This window comes from uncultured Psychroserpens sp. (assembly GCF_947503375.1).
In the GTDB taxonomy this organism is placed as follows: domain Bacteria; phylum Bacteroidota; class Bacteroidia; order Flavobacteriales; family Flavobacteriaceae; genus Psychroserpens.
In genome coordinates, this window is the sequence record NZ_CANNDQ010000006.1 from 71,233 (window position 1) to 86,595 (window position 15,363).

The window sequence follows — 15,363 nt, forward strand, 5'->3', positions numbered from 1 at the left end:
GTTTTTCTTTTGATTTTTCACCATAAAAGGTCTATACAAATATATCTTAAAGGGATTGTTTTATAAAACAAACTTATTAACAACATCTAACAAATAAAAAGCGTTTTTTTAAGTTCGTTTTTATACTATTTTGAATATCTTTTTCTCCTAAATAAGTTGAAAGCAAATCCGAAAAACCCTAATACAACAAGTGGTAAAGCTATATTAATGATTTGCCATTTTAATTTTTGATTTTTAATTTTTTCTGAATCTAGAAATGCTAATTTGACTTCCTTTGTTCTAATGTTTATAAGTCTATCATCATTGAGAAGGTAGTTGACAGCATTTTCAAGAAATTCTTTATTACCAAACTTTCGTTTTGTTAAGAACTCAAACCCTAATTCTTGTGGTTTGTTACGTATAACTTCATTTTTAATCACATCACCATCTGCTATGATAATCATTTTAGTAGGTGAGCTTCTAGTTTTATCATTATTTATTTTAAGGGGCTTAACTCTTTTGTCGTAAACTGAAATAAATTCTCCTTCAAGTAACACAGCGAGTGTTTGATTGGGTTGGGTGTAGGTTTCTGGATTAGGTTGTTTGGTAACAATATCTAAATTGATTTCTCGAGGAATACCTTCTAACTTTGTGAGTTGTGAACTGCGAAGTAAGACTGTTTTTTTGACATTACTTTTGTTTTTTAAAGTATCTATTTGGCTAGCAAAATCGAATTTTACAGGATCTAGATTGGTTGTAATAGGATGATTAGGGTTACTTGCGGCCAAAGGTGAATAAGGCCATTGCACAGGCTGGAATTGAGTGTTATTTCCTTCTCCAATAGCTAACGGGATAGGAGCAGAGTATAGATCATTCACGATAACTGGGTTGATACGTACACCATACTTAAAAAAGAAATCATTTAAATTCAAATCTTTCATGATGGCAACTGCTTGACCTGAATTATTAAGCAAACTATCGCGATCCATCACAATACTTTCAGTTAGCCATAAGCTTTTACCGCCATTCATTGTGTACTGATCGAGTACATATTTTTCTTCTTCAGTAAATACCACACTTGGTTTTGCTGAGATTATTAAATCATATTCAGAAATATCCTTTAAGGTTTTTAAAGGGTTATTAGATACGCTGTCTAAGGTGAAAGGTGCTAAAAAATAATGCTCACTAAGCTTTTTTAGTAAATCAGCTATATAAATATCATCTAATTGTCCGTTTCCTTTTAATACAGCTATTTTCTTTTGTTTAGGCATAACGAGTTTTTTAAAGGCTTCAGCAAAAGCATACTCTAAATTTTGAATAGAACTATTAACCAATTCTTGATCTGTAGCTCCGATTTTATTTTTAATCAAAGGAATGATAACGGTTTGTTCATTGTAGCTTGCTAAAGCCCATGGGATAATTAGCTCTTGAGATGTCTTTCCATCTTCTTTTATATTGATTTGAAAAGGTTGCAGGCCTCGCTGAGATAGTTGTTGAAGGTTTTGATTTCTGGTTTTTTCTTCAGCTAGAGGATTTATAAAGTCAAATTTGATTTGATCATTATATACAGAAAACTCTTCGAGGAGTTGTTGGGTTTCATTGCGAAGACGCCTAAATTCTGAAGGGAAATCACCTTCTAGGAATACATCAATTATTATTGGCGAATCAACACTTTCAACAGTTTTAAATGCTTCTTCTGATAAGGTATAACGCTTATCTTCAGTTAAGTCAAACCGTTTATATACATGGCTAGAGATTACATTAATAACAATGATTATTAATAATGTAACTGCAATAACAATACTATTTGCTTTATTCTTTATCATCAAATTTTATTGCTTCTTTGTAAGGATTTATAGCAACAGCATAATCGTCTTTAAACACAATTTCTATGCATTCTTTATTTGTATTGAATGCGCCAGGTTCAATACCTAAGCTATAATTCCATTTGTTTGTATCGTGATTTTTTTTACTATCGTTCCAAGTTAACCATTCATAAGCACCTAAAAGTGCTTCTACTTCAACTTTTGACTTCCCTATTAAAGCTTTTGATTGTATCATGTCATCAGATAGTTCATATCGTAATGTAGGTTTTTCTTTCCAGGTTTCTGAAACAAAATGTTTTTGGTGATGGTAATTTGTAAATATATTTATCATTGGGTAAGCAGCATAGAAATACACAATGGGCGTAATTAATAAACTTACTAAAATAGTTAACCATTTACGCTTATCTATGGTTTTAACAAATAGAAAAACCAATATAAAAACGATGCACATTAATATGACCAATGGTGTGTTGATTATCATTGACTAGCATGTTTTATGTTCAGTTTAGTAAGCATAATGAACAGTGTTGTGACACTCAAAAAATAAATAATATCTCTGGTGTCTAAGACACCTCGACTCATACTTTTAAAATGAGATTCCATACCGAGTTTTTCAATACGAAACATGTCACCAAAAAGATTGTAATTTGATAGGCCTTCAAATCCAAAATAAAAAATAAAGCAAATAAAAACAGCAGTGATAAACGCAACAATTTGATTATCTGTTATACTCGATGAGAATACACCAATAGCAGTATAAGCTGCGACAAGGAATAAAAGTCCAAAATAAGAACCCATAACACTTCCCATATCTAAATTACCTTCTGGATATCCTAATTTTGAAATTGTATACACATAAAGCAGCGTGGGTAACAATGCAATGAGTATTAAAATTAAAGCACCTAAATATTTACCGAGTATTATATTTAAATGACTGATGGGTTTTGTGAGTAACAACTCTAGTGTGCCTTGCTTTTTTTCATCTGCAAAACTTCGCATAGTAACAGCTGGCACTAAAAAAATAAGAATCCATGGTGCTAATAGAAAGAAAGATGATAAATCTGCAAACCCATTATTTAGAATATTAAAACTTCCTTTAAAGAGCCATAAGAAAAGGCCGTTTAATACCAAGAAAATTGCAATAACCAGATAGCCAATCGGTGAGGCGAAGAACGTATTGATTTCTTTTTTTAGAATTGCTAGCATTATTATTGTTTAGATATTAAACGTTTATGATTCACCAAAGATATTAAACCATGTATTGTTACACCAAAAAATACCATATAAAGACTCAAACGTGTTAATGGGCGTTCTATGTTGTTAGTTGGGAGTTCAGTAAAAAAGGCATAGATAATTAAGCAACTGGCAATAACAATTGGTACAGAGCCAAAGGTTTGTATTTTGAATATTAGTTTGTGTTTAATGGGTTTCATATATGCACCTATAGCCACATTGATTAACCCAAATAACAAAATGTATAAATGACCAGCCCTAAATAAAGCTCTATTCATCAACTCCATATCTTTTAAGTGATCGTATTTATGATGCATGTATTGACCAGTCAATAAAAATGTAACAACAATTATAACTCCAAAAAAAAGATGAAACCTACCTAGCATGTTTCGTTATTTAATATCAAATTTCATTTTATCTAATTCTCTAACTTTTTCAAGAACCTTATAATATACATACATATTGAGAGTTTAATCAAGTGAGACTAATTTCTCAACACTCCATGCTTCAGGCTTGGCATTGAAAAGTGGTTTGGTTTTAGACCAAATAGCTTTAAATAAATCCGAACGCTTGTAATTTTCCAAGTTTGCTTCAGCTGTCCAGTAACTATACGTAAAAAAGATATTTGTATTGTGTTTATCGCGATAGAGTTCTAAAAACTCACAACCATCAAATGCTCTAATGTGATGTTTTTTATTTTCAAAACTGATTAGAAATTCATTAATTTTTGAAGAATCAAAACTCATTTTTACAATTCTAACAAACATAACATTTAAATTTTTGAAAAGTTAATCGTTACTGTATCCATTACTTTTAAACCCATTAGTGTAGAAGCACTACCAACGCTATAATTATCACTTTTATAAACAGCAATTTCTAAATAACCTGACGAATTAAATACCACTAAGCCTTTGCCTTCATCATAACGTTTATCTTCTGGAATGTCAAAATTTATAGCATCACTATATTTGTCGTATATTTTTTTAAACTTATAACTTCGAGCAGAAATTTCGTAAGCTCTTGTTTTTTGTATCGTTTCAAAAAATTTACGCTTGATATTTGTAATAACGTTTCCATAGTTGTCAATATAGATAACACTACCAATAATTTGATTCTTATCATCGTTTACAAACGGAATCAGGTTTTTAATAGGTTTAATAGTGTCTATTACTTTTCCAATGACCTCTAATGTTCCTCCACGAGCAATATGGCAAGCTACATTAACAAACACATCTAATACCGGAAAGCTGGTAGCAACACGATCATGAATATTAATTTCTACGATCTTTTGTGGTGCTATTTCTGAACATATCATACTCATAATGCCATTATTGGCACAAATGAAGTAATGATCGTCCAATTTAACAGCGATGTGTTTGTTTTCAGGATTAAGTTCAGAATCAATGCCAATAACATGAATAGTTCCTTTAGGAAAGCTACTATAAGCATTTTGAATAATATAAGCTGCTTCAGGCACATTGAAAGGTGCAACAGAGTGTGAGATATCAACAATTCTCACATTAGGCAATTCACTATAAATAGCACCTTTGATTGCACCTGCAAAATGATCTTTTTCGCCAAAATCGGTTGTTAATGTGATGATTGCCATGTGCTAAGCAATAGAATTTTAGTGTTGATTTGCAAACGCTTTTAAGATTAAATAAAACTGTTAAAAACTAATCATATTTTAATCATTTGGAAACCTTATGAATAAAATACTTTAATTATTTTTGATAGTATAGATGTCAAAAATGAGTCTCATTTTCTCTCATCACAAAACTAATAAAACAAAACAGATTAATTTATAATTCGCAACGCTTTTGAACGAACTTATTTTAGAACTAGAAGAAATTACTCCCAAAGAATTTTTTGGAGCTCAAAATGTCAATATTAAAATTTTAAAAGAATACTTCCCCAAACTTAAAATTGTAGCTAGAGGTAATAAAATAAAGGCCTATGGTGATGAAGATCTATTAGAAGAGTTTGATCGTCGAATGAATATGCTTATGATACATTTTAGTAAGTATAATAAAATAGATGAAAACATCATAGAACGTGTTTTAACAAGTCAGAGTAGTGATGATTATACAACATCTGAACAAAGTGGTGAAGCTATTGTTCATGGTGTTAGTGGTCGTATTATAAAAGCGCAAACAGTTAACCAACGAAAATTAGTTGAGAGTATGCGTAAAAATGATATGGTTTTTGCAATCGGACCAGCAGGAACAGGTAAGACATACACAGGTGTAGCTTTAGCAGTTAGAGCATTAAAGAATAAAGAAGTTAAGCGTATAATTTTAACACGACCTGCTGTAGAAGCTGGAGAAAACCTTGGGTTTTTACCTGGTGACCTAAAAGAGAAATTAGATCCATACATGCAACCACTATATGATGCTTTACGAGATATGATTCCTGCTGAGAAATTAGCTAATTTTATTGAGAATGGCACCATACAAATTGCACCTTTGGCTTTCATGCGTGGTCGAACATTAGACAATGCATTTGTTATTTTAGATGAAGGACAAAATACCACTCATGCGCAAATGAAGATGTTCTTAACGCGTATGGGAAAAAATGCTAAGTTTTTACTTACAGGTGATCCTGGTCAGGTAGATTTGCCACGTCGCACAATTTCTGGATTGAAAGAAGCATTATTAGTACTCAAAAATGTTGATGGTATTGGTATGATATACCTTGATGATAAAGATGTCATCAGACATAAATTAGTCAAGAAAGTAATTGAGGCATACAAAAGTATAGAAAACAGAGACTAAAGATACACTGCATTAAAGCATGACAAGCAATACGATAATAGCATCCGATTTTAAGTTTCCAAATCAAAAGGGTGTTTACAAAGGGAAGGTAAGGGAAGTCTATAATATTAATAATGAACAACTGGTCATGATCGCTACGGATCGGCTTAGTGCTTTTGACGTTGTTATGCCCAAAGGGATCCCATATAAAGGCCAAATTCTAAACCAGATTGCAACAAGCATGATGAAAGCAACTGAAGACATCGTCCCAAACTGGCTAACAGCTACTCCAGATCCTAATGTGGCTATTGGTCATTTGTGTGAACCCTTTAAAGTAGAAATGGTTATCAGAGGTTATATGTCTGGGCATGCTGCAAGAGAGTACAAAGCAGGTAAGCGTTTATTATGTGGTGTGGAACTGCCTGAAGGTATGAAAGAAAACGATAAGTTTTCAGAACCTATAATTACACCAGCTACAAAAGCCGAAATGGGAGATCACGATGAAGATATTTCTCGTGAAGACATTTTGAAACGAGGCATTGTCTCTGAAGATGATTATCTTGTGCTTGAAGATTATACGCGTAAATTATTTCAACGCGGTACAGAAATAGCAGCATCTAGAGGGTTGATATTAGTCGATACCAAGTACGAATTCGGTAAAACTAAAGAAGGAAAGATTGTTTTAATTGACGAGATCCATACACCAGACTCATCACGTTATTTTTATACTGATGGCTATCAAGAACGTCAAGAGAATAATGAACCACAAAAACAGTTGTCTAAAGAGTTTGTACGCCAATGGCTTATTTCTAATAATTTTCAAGGCTTAGAAGGGCAAACTGTTCCTGAAATGAGTGATGAATATATCCATACTGTAAGTGAACGTTACATTGAATTATATGAAAATATTATGGGAGAAAAATTTGTGAAAGCAGATGTTTCTAATATTCAAAGTAGAATAGAGGCTAATGTGATGTCATACTTAAAATCAATAGCTTAATTAATTTTCTCAGCTTCAATGTAAAAAGGAAGGGCTATATCATATTCATTATCTTTTCTAAATAAAGCAGAAAAATGACCTTGCAATTTGTTCTCGCTCAATAGTAAATTCATATTGCCATTGGTAGTTTCAGATTTTTCTGTAAGAGGATTTTTTACTAGTATGTTGGCACTTCCTCTCAGGATAAGTTGAGCATCAATATTTAAGTGTTGTATCTTTTGTTTTTTATTTTGATTAAATGAAAAGTATAAATTATCAGATTCAAAAGTAAAGTGCATTGGATACTTTTCGGAGCCAATATGTATATAGCCTTCCCAACTATTACCGTTCATTATATTAGTATTTAATGGAGTTGAATTGTTGGCTTCATATGCCTCTATTTTAGAAAATGCTTTTTTTGCAAATCCAGTAACTAAAACATCAGCTATTTTTATAGCTTGAATATCTGCTGAACTTTGATAGTCTTTATTTGCTAAACAAATTACTGCGATGTTTTTTTCGGGAATAATTGTTAGGTTTGAGTTGGCTGATTTTGGAAAACTTCCATTAGATACTAACCATGTCGTGTCATCATCGATGTTAATGCTTCCCCAACCTAGAGCAGTAATAGATGAAGCATTGGTTTTACTATAATGTAGGCTATCTATTAAGTCTGAGTTTAGAATAGTTTTTCCTTTCTCTTTTAAATTATGACGTGCATACAAGATCAAATCATTTAAATTTGAAAATGTTCCAGCACCAGCTGATGGTATAAAAATGGAAGGATTACCAACATCTCGAATAGGATTGGAGAACTTAGACTTGTTTGCGTTTTCAGATGAAACATATGAATTGACCATATTCAAAGGGTTGAATATTTCTTCTTCCAAAACTTGGTGATAAGGTTTTCCAGAAGCTTTCTCTATAATAGCTTCTAAAATACCATAAGAATAGTTCGAGTATTCATAAGTACCTTTAGGTAATGTGCTTATACCATATTTTGTGATCCAATCTTGGTTACTAGCTTCAGATGCAAAAGTAGTATTACTGTTAAGGAATATCCAACCGTGTGGAATACCAGCAGTCATGTTTAATAACTCACGTATGGAATAACGTCTTTTGTTATAAAATGTAAGTTTATTTGGAAGATACTGTTCCACAGGGTCATCTAATGACATATTCCCACTTTCTACGAGTTTCATAATAAGGGTTGCAGTAATTGATTTGGATAATGATGCAATTGGGTATTGTGAATCTGGTAAAATTTGAAATTCCAGTGAATCAGTGGTTTTTAAAAAGGATTCTTTCCATATAATACTTCCATTTTGTACTACCGCAACAGAAAAGGAAGGCGTTTTCTCTTCTTTAACTAGATTTATAATCTCATTTCTTATAGTGTCAAATTCTTTAGGTGGTCTTATCACTTCATCTTGACTTTTTGAAGTATTGGTTTGGCATGAGACTAATAAAACACCTATAATAATAAAAAAAATCTTCATCAGCTATGTTTAAATTATTCGATTGCAAAGCTTAGTTAAGGTTATAAGGCTAAAAAAATGCAATGTATGGGATAGCTTAATTATTCAAAGCCCAAACATTAAGTAGCCTTTGATAAAAATATAAATTAAAATTCAGTCTTAATTGTGAGCATATTATCTTTAAAACAAAAGCTAACACATTAAAACAAAAGCATACGCTTTAAAACAAAAAGGCATATTTTTAAAACAAAATTCAATTCGCCCTTTTAATAGCCTTCATCAATAATCTTAAATAATTATAAATAAAAGCATTGGTTTTTACGTAATGGAAAGAAATAATACAGACGATGATCATAAAGGCAATGGCACCTAGTATTGCTTCAGTAGGATTTAAAGATTTTTGAAAAAAAAGTTTTAGTCCAATACCTGTAAAACTTCCAAATATGATGATGAAATGAATGACATATATTGATAATGTTTTCTGTCCGATTTTACTAATAAGTGATCCCTTTAATAGAGGCTCGGCTGCATAGAACGCACCAAACAGAATGAGTACATTCCCAAAACGAGTGAAAAGATAATTATAGTAGGCAGAGGATTTAAAGAGTTCAATGTCTGTTAAATAATAGAGTTTCATTAATAACCATGAGGAATATTCTACAAGCAAACTACCAATAGCAAAAAATGAGATTACTGTGATCAATCTAAATCTGTTTTTATGCACATGTGAGAAAAATATAGTCGCCAGAAAACCACCAAAAGCCGTAAACCCAAACCAAGGCAAGATTGTGAAAATAGATCCATTTGCTTTAGTCATGTAATTAGCCAAAACTTGTGGAATTTGATTTAAGTCTAAGTTACGATACAAGGGTTCACATAGAAAACAGAGACTACCAACAAGTAACAAGAACAACGATAATAAGCCTATATGCTTACGGAATAATATATAGAAACCTATGAGCAAAATGAGTGATAAACCAATACACTGAAGTACATCAATCACAAAGATATAGCTACTGAATTCACCTCGTAACCAGCCAAAAACATCTATTCGCAACGCATAACCTATTCCTAATAAGAGTAAACCTCTATAAAAGCCTTTTCTAATTCTAGGTCCATCATTACCTTTTGCTTTAGCTCTCAATAGCAAATACAAGAACACCAAACCAGATATAGTAAAAAAAGTTGGCGCAGTAATGCCTCTAAAGTACGACCATATTTGATAAGCCATATTATTTTCATCTCTGTATATAGGACTCAGAAGCGTGTCAATAAAATGACCTTGAAGCATCATCAAAATAGCAAATGCACGAACAGCATCAATGAAAAAGATTCGGTTGGTTTTCAAAAATTAAAAAATTAAAAAATTAAAGATACTTTTAATTTTTAAGGATAGCTAAAGCTAAAATAATATCTTAGTTGCTAATTCGTATCTAAATATATGGAGCAACTCAAAACAATTTCTGAACAATTTTCTTCTTTAGCATGGGGAATTCCATTACTTGTTTTGTTAATTGGAGGTGGACTTTATCTACTCATTATTTCTAGGTTTTTGCCTTTTCGTTTTTTTGGTCATGCATTACAAGTACTTAGAGGAAAGTATGATGACCCTAATGATCCAGGAGAAATAAGCCATTTCAAGGCATTAACAACAGCGTTATCATCTACTATTGGTATGGGAAATATTGCTGGTGTAGCACTGGCAATCACAATTGGTGGTCCAGGTGCCATGTTCTGGATGTGGATTAGTGCTATAGTTGGGATGAGCACCAAATTTTTCACATCTACTTTAGCAATTATGTATAGAGGTAAAGATAGCGACGGAAAGCTACAAGGCGGACCCATGTATTTCATTACTGAAGGCTTAGGCAAAAACTGGAAGTTTCTTGCAATGATGTTTTCTTTCTTTGGTCTTTTAGGAGCTCTACCTGTTGTAAATGTAAATCAATTGAAACAAGCCATCAATGATATCATTCTTATTCCTAATGGAGTAGAAGTGAATCTCTATACGAATCTCATTATAGCTGGTCTATTAGTTGTCATTACATCAATAGTAATTTTAGGAGGGCTTAAACGAATAAGTAATATTGCTTCAAAATTGGTGCCTTCTATGGTTCTTTTATATTTTGTCCTGGTGCTTATTATTTTGGCAATGCATATAGATGAGGTGCCTAAATACCTGCTACTCATTTTTACTGATGCTTTTAATGCTAGTTATATTGAAGGTGATGCTGTTTTTGGCGGTGTACTAGGCGCACTTATTTTATTAGGGATTAAGAGAGGTGCGTTTTCTAATGAAGCCGGAATAGGAACAGCACCTATGGCTCATGGCGCAGCTAAGACTGACGAACCCGTTCGAGAAGGCTTAGTTGCTATGTTAGGTCCAGTAATTGATACATTAATTGTTTGTACATTAACTGCTTTGGCAATTTTAGTAACAGGTGTTTGGCAAACTACTTTAGATAATGGAGTAAGTTTAACAGCATCAGCTTTTCAAGATGCTATGCCAGGAGTTGGGCAATACTTGCTTATGGTATGCGTGTTTGTATTCAGCATTTCATCGTTATTTTCTTATGCATATTATGGTACTAAATGCATGTCTTTTTTAGTAGGCGCAAGATATAAGTACCTATACAATTACCTCTATATCGCAAGTATAGTTTTAGCCGCTACTACATCTTTCAGTACAATGATAAATTTTATTGATGGTATTTTTGCATTTATGGCTATTCCAACAATGTTGGCCACCATAATTATGGCGCCAAGAGTTGTTAAAGAAATCAAGGCTTACAAATTACGGCTCAAATCTAATACACGTTACAAATAAAAACCAAGCTATTTCTTTTTTAATAAAACCTTTTCATTAGTAAACTGATTTGCTTCATCTAGAAAGGCAATCATCATATCCCAGTTACTATTAGGTTCGTAATAGTTCTTGTATTGTTTAGAGGTATTTACTATTAAAGTATTATCTTCAATTTTTGCGGTACTTATAAAAGCTCCAGTGGCATTATCTACAGTTTTATTTAACTTATCTAAACCAGCAACAGTATAACCTTCTGGGATGTTTAATGTAATACTGTAGTTAAAACTTCTAGGATACGGCATATATACATTTTCAGTACGTTTGCGTTCTTTTTCATCAAGATCGATTTGACCTCCAATTAATTTACCAATTTCTAAAATATAATTTGGACCAGCTTTTTTAATAAGCGCATTTTTAGCTTTGAAGCTTTCTGTGAAAGTAAAATAAGATTCTAAGCTGTAACGACCATTTTCATTGATCTCATAGGTGTAATCTTCAACATCTTCTACACCATATTCGCCTTTAATAGCTTCTTCAAAACGCTCTTTTTGTTTTGTTTTTAGTTTTGCAGATAAAGCATCCATTTCTTTTTTGTATTTGGCTTTATCCTTTTTGCGTTTAACGAGATCGATCCAAGATTCTGTTTCATATTTTTTATAATCTTCAAAAACATAATCAGTAAAAGTAAGTCTGTCGTATTGTTGATCACTTTTTTCATGACCTTTAAAGCTATTAACTGAAGTAATCTCTATACCTGAAAAATCATCATTAATAGTTAACGTAACTGCTTTTTTGGTTTCATTGTCTAGGTAGGTTGAGGTTGGTAATTTTCCATTTTCAACGACGTCTATTCGCTTTTTGCTTTTTTCTGAAGATAATAAAAACACGTCTGTTCCTTCCATTAATGGCGAAAACTCATTGATGTTGGTATGTGGACTAAAAAATTCTGCATAGAGAGGAGTTGCTGTTTTTACTTTTACCAAAACATTTACATTGCGTTCAATTAAAAGATCATCCATAGAGCCATCATAACGTTTCTTTCCGACTACAATATTGTAATCAATTTTTTGACGTTTCAAAAACTCAGTAAAATGTCTAATAAACTGCTTTTGGTTTTGTATGAATACAACATTGTAACCATATACCATAAATGGGTAAGGAGAAATATTTGACTCTTTTGCATAAAAGGCTTCAACATATCGCGTTAAGTAATAATGCCTCATGTAATAATATGCTGCAATCACTTTTTCTCTATCATTTTTGAAAGATTTACCTTTAAAAAATGACTTTACATCACCCACATCGCCATCTGGTTTGAATCTGCTATCATACAGGTCAAGTACTTCCTCTTTCGAAACACTAGTTTTTATGATGTCTTCTTTCTCTGGAAGAAAAGCTAATGCTCGATCTTCAAACTTACCAGAACGTGCAAAATAGACTTGAAACTTATAGGAAGGTAATTCAACTAATGGGTAGAACCAACGTTTATATTCACTCTTTGGAATATTTGTTTCGATCAGTTCATAACGTCTCATGTTCTTTTTTTCTGTTGGAATCTCTTTTAATTCTGGAGCACCATTAAAAGACTTAAAATTGATAAAGAAATCATTTTCAGTTTCGAAAAAGAGTTTGTAATCCATGATTGGATATTCTTCACCTAAGCTGGTCTCTACAGGATCAAAACCAAACGCATAAGTCGTTTTGAAGGGTTCATTTCTGTAATAGTAATAATCAATTATATCACCAACTTCCAAATTTGCAATGGCTATTTTAGTTTCACCATCAACTTCAACAGCGTCCTTTTCTACATCAATTTCGGTAATACTACCATCTGGTTTTATAATTTTTACACCAACAAAAGTGCCGCCTTTCTTCTTCCAAGTAAAGCGTCCTTTTGATGATCGAAAACGCTTTGTAAATGCAAATTCAGAAAACTCTTCAACTGCAGCTTTATCCAATAGTTTGATTCGTTTTCTTATCGAGGTGGTATAGGTTACGTTCTTTCCAAATTTGTGAAAATCGTAATTTACATTTTTGTAAATGATCACAGCCGATTCATTGGTCCATTCTTTTGGAATGTCATTGGCGTCTTTATAAGTATCGTTTGCGCCCCAAAAAAAATCTTTTGCAGCTAATTCTTCTTTTGATTGAGAAAATACTGAAACAGAAACAGTAAGCAAGAGAAGGATTAAATATCTTGAAATCATAAGTTATTCTTTAGTTAAGATGATTTGTTCATTATATATGGCATTGAGTTGGTCGATAAAACCGTTCCATTCTTCAAAATCTGAAGTCTCAATTTTTGCATTCTTTATTTTGAATTGTTTCTTATAAACAATAATATTATTGTCTTTAGAAAATTTAACATCCATATCGTAGTTATTACTAGATACAGAGATGTTTTCTGGTAGATGTGCAATTTTATACCCTTTTGGAATCTCTAAGCGAGTTGTAGACTCTAAGTCTTTTTTAGAACTGAAAATATAGTCGGCTTTGCGTTTTTCTAATTTAAAGTTAGAGAGTTCTTTATCGAAGTCTAAATCTATATAGACCTGATCATCAAATGATGATACTGCATTTTTAATAACTACATCGTATGCGATATTTATTTTGTCATCTCGATTTAGTAAATCTGAAGTTTCTATATTAGAAACCTTTATGTTGCTGTTACCTTTATTGAGATAGTACTCTAAGAATTCATCCTTTTTATCATTCTTCAAATTATTAAAATAGTATAATAAACTAGATCTACTCTCGCCATTAAAGGTTTTATCGACTGAACCTGTGATATGATCCTGTGACAAAGTTAGGTTATAAGCAAAACGCTCTTTATTAAATTCTGCATCAGAAACCGGAACATGCTTTAAGATATATGCATCACCATTTTCTATTAATACCTGCTTGCCTTGAATTCTATCAGCATACTCTCCAAATGCATTAAATTTTTCTGTACCATCTAAGAATATAGTTTCATCATCTTTAAAGAGTGTACATATCATATGGTTATCTACAGATAAGTTTGGTGTTGAATAATCATATGCAATACGTTTTGTACCAATCCATGTTAAACGTGCATCAAAACCAGCCTCAATAAGCATTTGTTTAGTAAGATTGGCCATGCCTTTACAATCACCATAACGTTTAGTAAACACATTTGATGCTTCATCTGGTTTAAAACCAGCAATGCCATCTTCAAAAGCAATATATCTTATATTATCTTGTACCCAATAGTAAATATTCTTGATTTTTTCTTCATCTGTCTTAGCATTTTCTGTCAACTCCTTTACTTTATCTTTTATAGGTGTATTATCATTTTCTAAACTATTAACTAATGACTTGTACCAATTATATAAGTCTTGTGTTTCATTAAATATATTAATGGTTTTACCATTTTGTTTATAAGTTTTGGCTAAAACAAGTATGTGAGGATAGATATATGTAGGTCCAGGAGTACTTTCTTCTTTATACATAGCCTCTATATTTTCTATAGTATAAGTATGAATTTTTGCATTACCCTTATCGTTATTAGTTACTTTTTTTGTGATATCGTATCCTTCAAAATTTAGTTCTTTCAATTCTAAATTTAACCAATTCGGTACAACAACCACTATTGTTTTTTTTGCTACAGGATACTCACCGTTAAAATATAACTTGGTGAAATATTTAATGTCTTTATAATGCTTGATGATGTTAGTTAAATAGCGATAGCCTTTAACTGGAAAGTCAATTGTGGTATATTGAACACGAGTATCGTTATGAAATAGGTCTTCACTTTGATATGCTTCATCTCTAATAAAAAAGCCTGCATTTTTTTCATTTCTGTATCTGATATCAAATTCCTCAATAGAAGATTCGCCATCATAAAAACTATAGGCTTGGATATCTGCTCTAACATCAATATTTATCATATTTTCTTTTGCTTGATGCTCAACAGTTACTTTTTGATCACGCTTGTTGTAACCAAAAGTAACAAAGTCTTTGCTTGTTACTAGTGCTACGTTATCATCTGGAAATTTTTCTTTCAGTGCGTTGGCTAAAACTTTGTCTTTGTCTGTAGGGTCAATTCGTTTTTGTGATTGCGCAGAGAACGAGATCATCAATAGAACAATGAAACTCAGAGTATATTTAATCATAAATAGTGGTTAAGACTGCTAATATATCATTTCAAAGGAAAAACTAAAATTAAAATGAAGTCTTTTTTATATTGAAAAGCTTCTGTTATAAAATAAATCGTTCAACCACATTTTAACACGTTGAAATAAATCATTAATTTTAATCGTCACTAATTAATAGCAACTCACCAACACAA

Annotated in this window: 13 protein-coding genes; 3 read left to right on the top strand and 10 right to left on the bottom strand. The window is 31.9% G+C overall.

The features are described 5' to 3' along the window. Window positions 1–125: 125 nt before the first annotated feature. The 6 genes from gldG to Q0876_RS11225 all read right to left on the bottom strand — a co-directional run bounded on the left by gldG (window position 126) and on the right by Q0876_RS11225 (window position 4,647). Window positions 126–1,805, bottom strand: coding sequence for a gliding motility-associated ABC transporter substrate-binding protein GldG (gldG, locus tag Q0876_RS11200; protein ID WP_299227861.1), 1,680 nt, complete (start codon window positions 1,803–1,805; stop codon window positions 126–128). After that, window positions 1,792–2,286, bottom strand: a complete 495-nt coding sequence (locus Q0876_RS11205) for a hypothetical protein (protein WP_299227864.1) — start codon at window positions 2,284–2,286, stop codon at window positions 1,792–1,794. The genes gldG and Q0876_RS11205 overlap by 14 nt, the downstream gene beginning before the upstream one ends. After that, window positions 2,283–3,011, bottom strand: a complete 729-nt coding sequence (gldF, locus tag Q0876_RS11210) for a gliding motility-associated ABC transporter permease subunit GldF (RefSeq protein ID WP_299227867.1) — start codon at window positions 3,009–3,011, stop codon at window positions 2,283–2,285. Before gldF ends, Q0876_RS11205 begins: the two co-directional genes overlap by 4 nt. A gap of 2 nt (window positions 3,012–3,013) precedes the next feature. Then, on the bottom strand, window positions 3,014–3,424 hold the full coding sequence (locus Q0876_RS11215) for a hypothetical protein (RefSeq protein WP_299227869.1): 411 nt from the start codon (window positions 3,422–3,424) through the stop codon (window positions 3,014–3,016). Window positions 3,425–3,508: 84 nt separating this feature from the next. Beyond that, a complete protein-coding gene (locus Q0876_RS11220; RefSeq protein WP_299227872.1) occupies window positions 3,509–3,805 on the bottom strand; it encodes a putative quinol monooxygenase in 297 nt (98 codons plus the stop codon). A gap of 5 nt (window positions 3,806–3,810) precedes the next feature. Continuing rightward, window positions 3,811–4,647, bottom strand: coding sequence for an SAM-dependent chlorinase/fluorinase (locus Q0876_RS11225; RefSeq protein ID WP_299227875.1), 837 nt, complete (start codon window positions 4,645–4,647; stop codon window positions 3,811–3,813). Window positions 4,648–4,858: 211 nt separating this feature from the next. Here Q0876_RS11225 and Q0876_RS11230 point away from each other — a divergent pair, with 211 nt between their 5' ends. After that, the gene (locus Q0876_RS11230; RefSeq protein WP_299227877.1) at window positions 4,859–5,812 is read left to right on the top strand and encodes a PhoH family protein; all 954 of its coding nucleotides are present in this window, start codon (window positions 4,859–4,861) and stop codon (window positions 5,810–5,812) included. Window positions 5,813–5,831: 19 nt separating this feature from the next. Further along, window positions 5,832–6,791 (top strand): phosphoribosylaminoimidazolesuccinocarboxamide synthase, encoded by a 960-nt coding sequence (locus Q0876_RS11235; RefSeq protein WP_299227880.1) that lies wholly within the window; start codon window positions 5,832–5,834, stop codon window positions 6,789–6,791. Here the strand turns inward: Q0876_RS11235 and Q0876_RS11240 are convergent. Next, window positions 6,788–8,269, bottom strand: coding sequence for a serine hydrolase (locus Q0876_RS11240; RefSeq protein ID WP_299227881.1), 1,482 nt, complete (start codon window positions 8,267–8,269; stop codon window positions 6,788–6,790). The genes Q0876_RS11235 and Q0876_RS11240 overlap by 4 nt on opposite strands. Window positions 8,270–8,501: 232 nt before the next feature. Next, window positions 8,502–9,596 (bottom strand): heparan-alpha-glucosaminide N-acetyltransferase domain-containing protein, encoded by a 1,095-nt coding sequence (locus Q0876_RS11245; RefSeq protein ID WP_299227883.1) that lies wholly within the window; start codon window positions 9,594–9,596, stop codon window positions 8,502–8,504. A 93-nt stretch (window positions 9,597–9,689) separates the two neighbouring features. Between Q0876_RS11245 and Q0876_RS11250 the strand changes: the two genes are divergently transcribed. Next, window positions 9,690–11,075: a sodium:alanine symporter family protein gene (locus Q0876_RS11250; RefSeq protein WP_299227886.1), complete on the top strand. Its 1,386-nt coding sequence runs from the start codon at window positions 9,690–9,692 to the stop codon at window positions 11,073–11,075. An 8-nt stretch (window positions 11,076–11,083) separates the two neighbouring features. On the opposite strand, the gene Q0876_RS11255 is transcribed toward Q0876_RS11250, so the two are convergent. Together Q0876_RS11255 and Q0876_RS11260 are read right to left on the bottom strand one after the other, a co-directional pair. After that, a complete protein-coding gene (locus Q0876_RS11255; RefSeq protein WP_299227889.1) occupies window positions 11,084–13,261 on the bottom strand; it encodes a DUF3857 domain-containing protein in 2,178 nt (725 codons plus the stop codon). Window positions 13,262–13,264: 3 nt separating this feature from the next. Further along, on the bottom strand, window positions 13,265–15,187 hold the full coding sequence (locus Q0876_RS11260; RefSeq protein ID WP_299227892.1) for a transglutaminase family protein: 1,923 nt from the start codon (window positions 15,185–15,187) through the stop codon (window positions 13,265–13,267). Window positions 15,188–15,363 lie beyond the last annotated feature (176 nt).